Origin of the sequence: Streptomyces sp. NPDC057697, from assembly GCF_042799335.1 — a bacterium.
Classification (GTDB): Bacteria; Actinomycetota; Actinomycetes; order Streptomycetales; family Streptomycetaceae; genus Streptomyces.
Genome location: NZ_JBHVJA010000015.1, coordinates 187761 through 198632, shown reverse-complemented (window position 1 = coordinate 198632; position 10872 = coordinate 187761). Strand labels below are relative to the sequence as shown.

The window sequence follows — 10872 nt, the reverse complement described above, 5'->3', positions numbered from 1 at the left end:
CGGGGCGCCGTCTCGGGGGGGGCGGGTCGTTTTTCGGGACCGCGTTCTCATTCTCAACCCCGGGGCCCGCGCCCCCTGGGGGGGGTGGCGCCCCCGCCTCTCTTTACTGTTTCTTGATGAATAAAATTTGTCTACTTTGCCCGTATATGGTGGTCGATAAGGTCAGAAAGGGACTTATCGCGGCACGCCGCAAGTTGCCACGGCGCGGCCGGGAGGCTTATAAGAGGGGCGTGGCCAAGGCGAATCCGGGAATTCCGGGGACTGCCGCCATGGAGGTTTCCCCATGTTTCTCACTCCGTCCGACACGGAGAAATTGCTGCTGAGTGTCGCGGGAATGGTCGCTCGTGACAGGCGGGACCGGGGCGTACGGCTCAATTACCCCGAAGCTGTCGCGCTGCTCTCCTGCTGGGCCATGGAGCGCGCCCGCGAGGGCGCCCGCGTCAGCGATCTGATGACCGCGGGGCGGACTGTCCTCACCCGCGCCGACGTGCTGGAAGGAGTGCCCGAGATGCTGCACGACGTCCAGGTCGAGGCGACCTTCCCGGACGGGCGCAAGCTCGTCACGATCACCTCGCCGATCCCATGATCCCCGGTGAGATCCGGACCGGATCCGGTGAACTGAAAATCAATGACACCCGCACCCAATTGCAGGTGACCGTGGTGAATGACGGCGACCGGCCCATTCAAATAGGCTCACATCTGCATTTCCCCGACGCGAATCCCGCGCTTTCCTTCGACCGGTCCATGACCGAAGGATTCCGGCTCGACATTCCGTCCGGCACATCCCTGCGTTTCGAGCCCGGAGTGGGCGCCGAGGTCACCCTTGTCGCCCTGGGCGGCCGCCGGAGGGTGCCGGGCATCGTCGTGCCGGGCACCCGGGCCGGACGGACGGACGAACCGCGGGCCGGAGAAGGCGAACCGCGGGCCGGAGAAGACGAACCGCGGGCCGGAGGAGACGAACCGCGGGACGCGGAAACGGATGGCATGTGACATGGCACGAATGACCCGCGAGGCCTACGCGTCGCTCTACGGCCCCACCACCGGCGACCGCGTCCGCCTCGCCGACACCGACCTCTGGATCGAGGTCGAGGAGGACCGCTGCTTCGGCGGCGACGAGGCCGTGTTCGGCGGCGGCAAGTCCATCCGCGAATCCATGGCCCAGTCCACCGCCCCGCGCGCCGACGGCGCCCTCGACCTCGTGATCACCAATGTCGTCGTCCTCGACCACTGGGGCATCGTCAAGACCGACGTCGGCGTACGGGCCGGAAGGATCGTCGCACTCGGCCGCTCCGGCAACCCCGACATCAGCGACGGCGTCCACCCCGACCTGGTGATCGGACCCGGCACCGACGTCGTCTCCGGCGAAGGCCGCATCCTGACCGCCGGAGCCGTCGACACCCACGTCCACTTCCTCATGCCGGAGACCCTGCACGAGGCCCTCGCCACCGGCACCACCACCGTCATCGGCGGCGGCACCGGAGCCACCGAGGGGTCCAAGGCCACCACGGTCACCCCGGGCGCCTGGAACCTCGCGATGATGCACCGCTCCCTGGACCGTGTCCCGCTCAACGTCATGCTCTTCGCCAAGGGCTCCACCGTCGGCGAAGAGGCCCTGCGCGAGGCGGCGCTCGGCGGCGCGGGCGGCTACAAGGTCCACGAGGACTGGGGCGCCACCCCCGCCGCCATCGACGCCGCGCTGAAGGCGGCCGAGGCGCACGGCCTCCAGGTCGCCCTGCATGCCGACAGCCTCAACGAGGCCGGCTACGTCGAAGGAACCCTCGACGCGATCGCCGGGCGCGGCATCCACGTCTTCCACGCCGAGGGCGCGGGTGGCGGCCACGCACCCGACATCATCACCGTCGCCTCCCACCCCCACATCCTTCCGGCGTCCACCAACCCGACGCTGCCGCACACCGTCAACACCGTCGCCGAACACCTCGACATGCTGATGGTCTGCCACCACCTCAACCCGCGCGTCCCCGAGGACCTCGCCTTCGCCGAGTCCCGCATCCGCGCCACCACCATCGCCGCCGAGGACGTCCTGCACGACATCGGCGCACTCTCCATCACCTCCTCCGACGCCCAGGCCATGGGCCGCATCGGCGAGGTCGTCTGCCGCACCTGGCAGGTCGCCCACGTGATGAAGCGGCGCTTCGGGGACCGCGGCAGCGAACTGCCCGCCGACAACGAACGCGCCCGCCGCTACGTCGCCAAGTACACGATCTGCCCGGCCGTCGCCCACGGCATCGACCATGTCGTCGGCTCCGTCGAACCGGGCAAGCTCGCCGACCTGGTGCTGTGGGACCCCGCCTTCTTCGGCATCCGGCCCGCCGCCGTCATCAAGGGCGGCATGGTGGTCTGCGCGCCGCTCGGCGACGCCAACGCCGCGATCCCCACCACCCAGCCCGTCCTGCTGCGCCCCACCGCCGCCGCCGAGGCCGCCCCGCATCTCTCGGTCAGCTTCGTCGCCCCGGCCGCCCTGGACGACGGACTGGCCGAACGCCTCGGTCTGGTACGCGAGTTGGTCGCCGTCCGCCCCACCCGCCACCTCACCAAGGCGGATCTGCCGAACAACACGGCCCTCCCGGACATCGACGTCGACCCGGAGACCTTCGCCATCCGGATCGACGGAGAGCTCGTGGAGCCCGCACCCGCCGCCGAACTGCCGCTGGCCCAGCGGTACTCGATGTTCTGATGGCCGGCCTGGCACCCCTGCTGCTCGGCGACGGACGGCTCCCGGTCGGCGCCCACACCTACAGCGCGGGACTGGAACCGGCCGTCGCCGCGGGCCTCACCCGCGACCGCGTCCCCGCCCTGCTGAAGGCCCGGCTGCACACCGCGGCCGTCACCGAGGCGGCCGCCGCCGTACTCGCCCTGCGGGCCGCCGGACGGGACCCGGTGGACTACGGCCCCGTACAGCGGGCGCTCGCGGCCCGGACCCCGGCCGCACCCCTGCGCGAGGCGTCGGCGGCGCTCGGACGCGGGGTGCGGCGCCTGGCGCGGCGGCTGGACTCCGGCCACCCGGCGGTCACCGCCCTGACCGGGATCCGCCCCCGCCCGCTGCGGCCGGTGGCCCTCGGGGCGCTCGCGGCCGTCATGCGGGTGACGGAGGAGGAACTGGCCCGGGGCGTCGTCTACGACGAACTGCAGACCATCGCCTCGGCGGCGCTCAAACTGCTGCCCGGCGATCCGCTGGACTCGGTCGTCTGGATCCTCGACGCCGAGCCGCACGCGGCGGCCGCCGTGGCCGAGGCCCTGGCGGTACGCACCCCGGCCGAACTGCCCGCCCGCACACCCCCGCTCACCGAACAGTGGGCGCTCGAACACGCACGACGAGAACGGAGACTCTTCCTTGCCTGACCAGCACACCGACACCACGTCCGGCCCGCACCTCGACACCGCCCCCGGCCCGCACGCCCACCACGACGCCCCGCACCCGCCGCACGGTCACCCGGGGCGCGCCCTGCGCCTCGGTGTCGCCGGGCCGGTCGGCACCGGCAAGAGCTCGATCCTCGCCACCCTCTGCCGTGAACTGGCCGGTGAACTCGCCATGGCGGTCGTCACCAACGACATCTACACCGACGAGGACGCCCGCTTCCTCCGCTCGGCCGGGGTGCTGCCCACCGAGCGCATCCGGGCCGTCGAGACAGGCGCCTGCCCGCACACCGCGATCCGGGACGACGTCAGCGCCAACCTGGACGCCGTGGAGGACCTGGAGGAGGCGTACGGGCCGCTCGACCTGGTGCTCGTCGAGAGCGGCGGCGACAATCTCACCGCCACCTTCAGCCCGGCCCTCGCCGACGCCCAGCTCTTCTGCATCGACGTCGCGGGCGGTGGCGACGTCGCCCGCAAGGGCGGCCCAGGCATCACCGGCGCCGACCTCCTGATCATCAACAAGACCGACCTCGCGCCCCATGTGGAGGTCGACGTGGCCGCGATGGTCACCGACGCTTCGCGGGCCCGCGACGGCCTCCCGGTCCTCGCGCTCTCCAAGCACGACCCGGCCTCGGTGGCCGAACTGGCCGACTGGGTCAGGAACCTGCTCGCGCGTCACCGCTCCGGAACCCATGTCCCCACGGACCCGGGCCCGATGGCGCCCCACAGCCACAGCCACGACGGCTCGTGACCGGGGAGCCCGCCGAGCCCACGGCCGTCGCCGTGGAGCTCGACGGTTCGGGCCGCCACGTCGCCCGGGAGCTGAGCCCCGGCGCCTTCCTCGCCCCCCGGCCCCTGCTGCCGTCCCCCGACCGGCTGCGGATCGCCCTGGTCGGCACCCGGGCGGGGCTGCTCGCGGGCGACGATCTGCGGCTGGACGTGTCGGTCGGCCCCGGCGCCCGGCTGGAGCTGTCCGAGCCGTCCGGCCTGGTCGCCTACGACCACCGCGGCGGCACATCGAGCTGGCGGGCCCGCGTCGACATCGCCGAGGGCGGCGAACTCCACTGGGAAGCAAGGCCGTTCGTGATCTCCTCGGGGGCGAGGGTCGCTCGCACCATGGAGGTGTCACTGGCCGCCGGGGCGCGGATGCTCTGGCGCGACACGCTCGTTCTCGGGCGTTCCGGCGAGCGGGGCGGCGGTGTGCGGGCGATGACGCGTGCCACGTACGACGGCCGCGAGCTGCTCGTCGAGGACCTGGATCTCATGGACCCGGACGTGCGTGAACTCCCCGGCATCCTGGGCCCCCACCGCGTCATCGGCTCGGTCACCGCCCTCGGCACCGTCCCGGGCGGCCGGCCCCACCCGTACCGCATGGACCTGGCGGGGCCGGGAGCCCAGGTACGGCTGCTGGACACGGTGGCACCGGCGATCGAGGCGGAACTGGCCGCCGTCTGGGCGCAATGGCGCGCGGACGGCGGACCGGGAACGCCGGGCCGCCCGGTCACGACCGGCTGACCGCACCGCCGTCCGCCGGGCCGCGGGTCATCGCGGCCACGCACAACAGCGCGGGGACCGCCGCGACCGCGAAGCAGACGGCCGGTGACAGGCGGTCCACCAGCAGGCCCACCACCGCGACGCCCACCGACGACCCGGCGTTGACGGCGGTGTTCACCCAGGCACCCGCCTGCGTACGGCTGCCCGCGTCCACCAACTCGTCCGCGATGAGGTACGCGGTGGTCAGGGCGGGCGCGATGAACAGCCCGGCCACCGCGGTGACCACGACCAGGACGTACACATCGGGCGACAGCCCCGCCCCGACCATGGTGACGCCCAGGCCGACGGCCGCCAGCGGCAGCCGCACCCGGTGGGACGCCCGCCAGGAAATGGCGCCGTAGGCCAGTCCGCCGACCGCGCTGCCGGCCGAGAGCGCGGCGAGCACCCACGACATCGCCCCGCTCCGGTGATGCTGCTCGGCGAACGCCACCACCAGCAGGTCCAGCCCTCCCAGACAGAGCCCCACGGCCGCCGTCACCAGCACCGCGTGGCGCAGTGCGACGACGCCGAGCAGCCGCCGCCCGGTCGGTGGGGCGTCCTTGCCGGCCGCCGTGTCCCCGGACGGCGCCGCGGCCGTGGCGCGCACCGCCGGTGAGGAGACCAGTGCCAGCGTGCCCACGAACACCAGCGCGGCGCTGATCGCCACCCCGGCCGCGGGCGGGGCGGACCTCACGACCAGACCCACCAGCAACGGGCCGCTGACGAAGAGGAGTTCCTCGGCCACGCCGTCCAGGCTGTAGGCGCGCCGCAGCAGTTCCCGGTCGGCGACGAGGTCGCTCCACAGCGTCCGCATCACCGGCCCCAGCGGCGGAGTGGAGGCCCCCGCCGCGGCGGACATCACCCCCAGCAGCAACGCCGGGGCCCCCGGCCGCCAGGTGGCGTACGCCAGCGCGGAGAGCAGCGCCGCGTACAGACCGGCCATCGGCGGCAGGACCCGGCGCGGCCCGTGCCGGTCGATCAGCGCGGCACGGGCGGGGGAGAGGAAGACACTGGTCGCCCCGAACACGGCCATGACGGCCCCGGCGACGGAGTACGAGCCGGTGGAGGCGTTCACCGCCAGCATCAGGGAGAGGGAGACCATCCCGTACGACAGCCGCCCCAGCAGGGCGGCGCCGAAGGTGCGGGCGGCGTGAGGGGTGCGCAGGACGGTGGCGTACGAAGGCGTGCGCGAAGGCACGGGTGAGGGCGAGAGCATCGAGACGTTTCCTCGTGAGGGCAGCGCGGCACGGGGCGCTGCGGGCGTGCGGGGACACCGGAGCGCCGCACCCGGCGGGAGCGGGGTGCGGTCGATGCGGGGTCCTACGCACGGGAGAGGAACATGGCGGTCAAGGTATCAGGGCGACAGGGCCGCCGGGAGGGGGAGTTCGCCGGTCGCCCCCGACGGCGACCGAGGTGAGGTGTGACATCGCCTCGGGTAATGTCGGCGCCCATGTCGCCCTCCTCGTACCCCTCCCGTACCCGCCCGGACTTCGAGGCGGACGAGCGGGCCCAGCTCGTCGGCTGGCTCGACACGCAGCGGGCGACCGCCCGCTGGAAGTGCGAGGAGCTGTCGGAGGCGGACGCGCACCGCGCCGTCCTGCCGTCCTCGCCGCTCATGACGATGGCGGGTGTCATGTCACACCTCCGCTGGGCCGAACACCTCTGGTTCGAGGTCGTCCTGCTGGGGCGCCCGGCCGTGGGGCCGGTGTTCGAGGAGCCCGAGGACTCCGACATGAGGGTGGCGGGCGTGCCGCTCGCTCAGCTGCTGGAGGAGTACGACCGGCAGGTCGCGGTGTCGAACGGGATCTTCGAGGGACGGTCGCTCGACGACGTGGGCCGGCACCCGGACTTCGAGGCGTCGGGCGCGAGCCTGCGCTGGATCATGTTCCACATGATCGAGGAGACCGCCCGGCACGCGGGCCACCTGGACGCCATCAGGGAGATCCTGGACGGCAGGACGGGCCACTACTGACCCCGCGCCCGCGTCATCCGGTGATCCCGGTGTTGGCCGCCACGATCTTCCCGGCGGTCAGCCGGAGTTCGGGGAGGAAGGCGACGACCTCTGCCCCCCGTCGCACGAAGTCGTCGGTGGACGCGATGCCCAGGTCCGCGACGGCCTCGCGGAAGGCCGGCAGGCGTGCGTGGTGCAGCTCGGGAGCGTCCGCCGCCAGTACGGTGTGACATCGCGCGAAGGTCGCGACGATCCAGAACACGGCCTCGCGGTGGTCGCCCCGTTCGACGAGATGCCGGCTGCCGTCGATCGCGACCGGACGGGCCCCGGTGGTCAGGTCCCCGCTGAAGAAGAACGGCGTACGGGCGACTCCCGCGGTGGCGTCGAAGGTGCGGGCCAGCTCGTCCAGGTGGTGTCCCGTCCGGGCGGCCGACAGCCGCGCGCACCCCAGGAGCTCCAGCAGTCGCGGGTACAGGTGCGCCTGCCCGTACGTGTCGAGGACCGCTCGGGCCGCCGGGTAGCGGAGCCGGATCGTGGGGTTGCGCAGGGCGGCGGCCAGCAGGACATGGGTGGTGACCCCGGTGGGGAACAGCCATGACAGGACCTGTGTGTGGAACGGCGCCGAGACGTCGAAGGAAGCCAGGCGGGTCTCGACGCGGCGCTCGGCGTCCAGGCATCTGCGGCGCACCCAGCGCCGCTCGGTGAACCGGCGCGACACCTCGGCCCCCAGCCCGCGCAACCGGCCCGTGGGGTCGTCGACGACCGTGTCGCGGCGGAAGCTCCCCGCCAGGTGGTACGAGGAGAGCACCTCGTCCGCGGAGCCGAGCAGGTCCCACGGCAGATGGCTGACCTCCAGCAGCGCGCCCCGGAAGCGGAACTTGCCCGGCCCGGTCGGCGGGGCCGCTGCGGCGGTGACGACCACGACGTCCACGTCCGAGTACGGGGACAGCTCGGCGTCGTCCGGCAGACCCACCGTGGACCCGCTGAAGAAGGCACCACGGAAACCGGGATCGGGCCGGGCGTGCTCGGCGACCCACCGGACCGCGGCCGACCGGGCCGTACCGACTCTCACTCGAAACCACTTTCCTCCGGGGAGGGACCACCGTACGCCGGACCCGGCGCGGGCCGTGCCGGGAAGCGTGACACTCGTCGCCGGGAGACCGGCGCAGGCGTCGACCGGTCCGGGGCGCCGGGCGACCGGACCGCGCCCCGTCGGACAGAGACCCGGGAGTCCGGCAACGGGGTGGTGCCGCTCCGCCGCGAACGCCGCGCGGTTGCTCCAGCGGAATGAACTCCCCGGGCCACGCCGGTGCGCGACCGGTGCTGTGCCGGGGGGCCGGGGAGCCCGCCCCGTATAACTGCCGCACCGTCGCGAGAGCTCTCACGAAAGGACCGGCGATGACGCTCAGTGTCGAGGACCGCCTGGACATCTCCGAACTGCTCGCCCTGCACGGGCACCTGGTCGACAACGACGAACTGGACCGGCTGGACGAGCTGTTCACCGACGACATCGTCTACGAGACCTCGAACCTCGGGCACGGGGAAGTGCACGGCCTGGACGCCTTCCGGGACATGGCGCGGGCGCGGGCGGGCACGCCGGGCGCGCCCGTCGGCCACCACGTCACCAACATCGTCCTCACCGAGGCCGGGGACGGGCTGATCCACGCCCGGTCCAAGGGGATCGGCGCGGGCCCGGACGGCCAGTGCGGGAGCGTGACCTACGACGACGTGATCGTGCGCGGCGAGCGGGGGTGGCGCATCGGCCGACGCCGGATCACCCTGCACTTCACGCCCGACGGCGCGCCGGACGGTGAGGAGTCCGGCCGCTGACGGCCGCGGCCGGTGGCGCCCCTCCCGGGCGGGCGGGGCGCCACCGGCCGGGCCGCGGTCCGCGCGTCAGCCGTTCAGCATCCCCGAGGTGTCGATCACCTGACGGATCGCCCGGCCCGAGGCCAGCTCCTCCAGCGCCGTGTTGATGTCGGCCAGCGGCAGCGTGCCCGTGTGCATCAGCTCCACCGGCATCAGGCCCGCCCGCCACAGCTCCAGGAACCTCGGGATGTCCCGGCGGGGCACCGCGTCACCCATGTACGAACCCAGCAGCGACTTGCCCTCGCCCGCGAACGCCAGAGCCGGCACCTCCAGCATCCGGTCGGGCGCGGGCAGCCCCACCGAGACGACCCGGCCGCCCCGCGCCACGGCCGACAGGCACTGCGCCATCACCTTCGGGCTGCCCACCGCCTCCACCGCCAACTCGACGCCCCCGGAGGTGAGTTCGCGGACCTCGCGCACCGCGTCGTCCGGCGCGTACGCATGGCTCGCGCCCAGCCGGAGGGCCAGCTCGCGCTTCTCCCGCACCGGGTCGACCGCGACGATCGGGTACGCCCCCGCCGCGCGGGCGCCCAGCACCGCGGCGAGGCCCACCCCGCCCAGGCCGTAGACCACCGCCGACTGCCCCGGACGCAGCGCCGCCGTGTTGATCACCGCGCCCGCGCCCGTCAGCACCGCGCAGCCGAACATCGACGCCACGGCGAACGGGACGTCCCGGGGGATCGGGACCACCGACTCCTGGGCCAGCACCGCGTGTTCGGAGAACGCCGAGACGCCGAGCTGGTGGTGGACCGGGGCGCCCGAGGCGTCGGTCAGCAGGGACGGGCCGTGCAGCAGCGCCCCCGAACCGTTGGCCGCCGCGGCCTGGGCGCACAGCGCCGGCCGGCCCGCCGCGCAGTCGCCGCAGAAGCCGCAGCTCGGCACGAAGACCAGCGCCACGTGGTCGCCCGGGGAGACCCGCCCGACACCCGGACCGGTCTCCTGGACCACCCCCACCGCCTCGTGGCCCAGCGCCATCGGCAGCGGACGCACCCGGTCGCCGTTGACCACCGACAGGTCCGAGTGGCAGAGCGAGGCGGCCGCGATGCGCACCAGCACCTCGCCCTCGCGCGGCGCGCCCAGCTCCAGCTCCTCCACCTCGACCGGGCGGGTCCCGGAGTAGGGGCGGGCCGTCGACGTCCCGCGCAGCACCGCCGCACGGGTCTTCACGCGCCCACCTCCGAACGCGGGGCGCAGCGCAGCACGTCGCGGCTCTCCAGCAGCGGGACGACCTTGCCGAGCACGATCTCCTGGAAGTGCGGGGTGGCGCAGTGGGCGGTGAAGTCGTCCTCGGAGGCGTACTCCTCGTACAGCACGACCGCCCGCGGGTCCTCGGTGCCCTGGTGGACCCGGTAGGCGAGGTTGCCGGGCTCCTGGCGGGAGGCGGCGGCCATCGTGTCGAGGAGCGGGAGAACGGTGCTCTCCTCGCCCTCCTTGGTGCGGTAGCGGGCTACGACCACGTATGTCATGGGGGTTACTCCTGGGGTGGGGCGGGCCTCTTCAGCGCGGAGGGCGGGACCGGCGGCAGCTGGTCCCGGCGCAGATTCCAGAGGCGGGGGTCGGACGTGGCGGCGGCGGCGGCCGACCCGAGGGCCAGCGCCAGCGCGACGTCCGCGGGGGTCTCCACGAAGCCCGCGGCCACCGACGGGGACATCGCGCGCTGTGCCTGCGCGCTCATCCGGGCGATGATCGGGGCGGGCATGATCTCGACCAGGTCCGGCGCCCCGCGCGAGATCGCGTCCGTGGAGCGGCGCAGATTGGACCGGTCGGTGACGAACACCTTCATCATCGTCAGCAGGCCGAGCGGACGGCCCTTCTCTATCAGGGAGAGCCGGGTGCTGACCACGCCGTGCGCGCCCATGTTCCTGATGAACTCCAGCGCGCCCCGGTCCTGGGCCAGACCGGGGCTGCTGTCCACGTTCACGAACACGGTCTTCCCCGCCCGGCCCAGCGCCGGCACCACCTGCGGCAGCTGCCCCACCGCGAAGGAGGCGAGGATGCACACCTTGGCCGGTGCGGTCAGGAACTGCCGCAGCGGCTGGGTGCCGACGACCGACGCGACGACCGGGACCTCGGCGAACGCCGCGGTGAGCCGGGGGTCGAGCGGGGCACCGGACCGGGACGGGGAAGGGGTCATGGCAAGGGCC

The 10872-nt window shown here is 73.4% G+C and carries 13 protein-coding genes; 8 read left to right on the top strand and 5 right to left on the bottom strand.

Annotation, left to right across the window (positions count from 1 at the left end; genetic code table 11):
• Window positions 1-283 precede the first annotated feature (283 nt).
• Genes ACFVFH_RS31175 through ACFVFH_RS31150 form a run of 6 tightly spaced genes read left to right on the top strand, consistent with a single transcriptional unit; the run spans window position 284 to window position 4890 of the window.
• Window positions 284-586, top strand: a complete 303-nt coding sequence (locus tag ACFVFH_RS31175) for an urease subunit gamma (protein ID WP_093542036.1) — start codon at window positions 284-286, stop codon at window positions 584-586.
• Window positions 583-990 (top strand): urease subunit beta, encoded by a 408-nt coding sequence (ureB, locus tag ACFVFH_RS31170; RefSeq protein WP_383774810.1) that lies wholly within the window; start codon window positions 583-585, stop codon window positions 988-990. The genes ACFVFH_RS31175 and ureB overlap by 4 nt, the downstream gene beginning before the upstream one ends.
• A gap of 1 nt (window position 991) precedes the next feature.
• The gene (locus ACFVFH_RS31165; RefSeq protein ID WP_383774807.1) at window positions 992-2695 is read left to right on the top strand and encodes an urease subunit alpha; all 1704 of its coding nucleotides are present in this window, start codon (window positions 992-994) and stop codon (window positions 2693-2695) included.
• Window positions 2695-3360 carry an urease accessory protein UreF gene (locus ACFVFH_RS31160; protein WP_383774805.1) on the top strand — a complete coding sequence of 222 codons (666 nt, stop codon included), beginning with the start codon at window positions 2695-2697 and terminating at the stop codon, window positions 3358-3360. Before ACFVFH_RS31165 ends, ACFVFH_RS31160 begins: the two co-directional genes overlap by 1 nt.
• A complete protein-coding gene (gene ureG / locus ACFVFH_RS31155; RefSeq protein WP_383774802.1) occupies window positions 3353-4126 on the top strand; it encodes an urease accessory protein UreG in 774 nt (257 codons plus the stop codon). Before ACFVFH_RS31160 ends, ureG begins: the two co-directional genes overlap by 8 nt.
• Window positions 4123-4890 carry an urease accessory protein UreD gene (locus ACFVFH_RS31150; RefSeq protein WP_383774799.1) on the top strand — a complete coding sequence of 256 codons (768 nt, stop codon included), beginning with the start codon at window positions 4123-4125 and terminating at the stop codon, window positions 4888-4890. The genes ureG and ACFVFH_RS31150 overlap by 4 nt, the downstream gene beginning before the upstream one ends.
• Here the strand turns inward: ACFVFH_RS31150 and ACFVFH_RS31145 are convergent.
• Complete coding sequence (locus ACFVFH_RS31145; protein WP_383774796.1) at window positions 4877-6124, bottom strand: MFS transporter; 1248 nt, start codon at window positions 6122-6124, stop codon at window positions 4877-4879. The two genes, ACFVFH_RS31150 and ACFVFH_RS31145, sit on opposite strands and share 14 nt — an antisense overlap.
• A gap of 234 nt (window positions 6125-6358) precedes the next feature.
• On the opposite strand from ACFVFH_RS31145, the gene ACFVFH_RS31140 reads away from it, so the two are divergent.
• Complete coding sequence (locus ACFVFH_RS31140) at window positions 6359-6880, top strand: DinB family protein (RefSeq protein ID WP_383774794.1); 522 nt, start codon at window positions 6359-6361, stop codon at window positions 6878-6880.
• A gap of 13 nt (window positions 6881-6893) precedes the next feature.
• Here ACFVFH_RS31140 and ACFVFH_RS31135 read toward each other — a convergent pair whose 3' ends face one another.
• Window positions 6894-7931 (bottom strand): hypothetical protein, encoded by a 1038-nt coding sequence (locus ACFVFH_RS31135; protein ID WP_383774792.1) that lies wholly within the window; start codon window positions 7929-7931, stop codon window positions 6894-6896.
• A gap of 326 nt (window positions 7932-8257) precedes the next feature.
• Between ACFVFH_RS31135 and ACFVFH_RS31130 the strand changes: the two genes are divergently transcribed.
• The gene (locus tag ACFVFH_RS31130) at window positions 8258-8689 is read left to right on the top strand and encodes a nuclear transport factor 2 family protein (RefSeq protein WP_383774790.1); all 432 of its coding nucleotides are present in this window, start codon (window positions 8258-8260) and stop codon (window positions 8687-8689) included.
• A 66-nt stretch (window positions 8690-8755) separates the two neighbouring features.
• On the opposite strand, the gene ACFVFH_RS31125 is transcribed toward ACFVFH_RS31130, so the two are convergent.
• Genes ACFVFH_RS31125 through ACFVFH_RS31115 form a run of 3 tightly spaced genes read right to left on the bottom strand, consistent with a single transcriptional unit; the run spans window position 8756 to window position 10862 of the window.
• The gene (locus ACFVFH_RS31125) at window positions 8756-9895 is read right to left on the bottom strand and encodes a zinc-binding dehydrogenase (RefSeq protein WP_383774788.1); all 1140 of its coding nucleotides are present in this window, start codon (window positions 9893-9895) and stop codon (window positions 8756-8758) included.
• Window positions 9892-10194 carry a putative quinol monooxygenase gene (locus tag ACFVFH_RS31120; RefSeq protein ID WP_383774785.1) on the bottom strand — a complete coding sequence of 101 codons (303 nt, stop codon included), beginning with the start codon at window positions 10192-10194 and terminating at the stop codon, window positions 9892-9894. The genes ACFVFH_RS31125 and ACFVFH_RS31120 overlap by 4 nt, the downstream gene beginning before the upstream one ends.
• A 5-nt stretch (window positions 10195-10199) precedes the next feature.
• On the bottom strand, window positions 10200-10862 hold the full coding sequence (locus ACFVFH_RS31115; RefSeq protein WP_383774783.1) for a glycerol-3-phosphate responsive antiterminator: 663 nt from the start codon (window positions 10860-10862) through the stop codon (window positions 10200-10202).
• Between the last annotated feature and the right edge of the window lie 10 nt (window positions 10863-10872).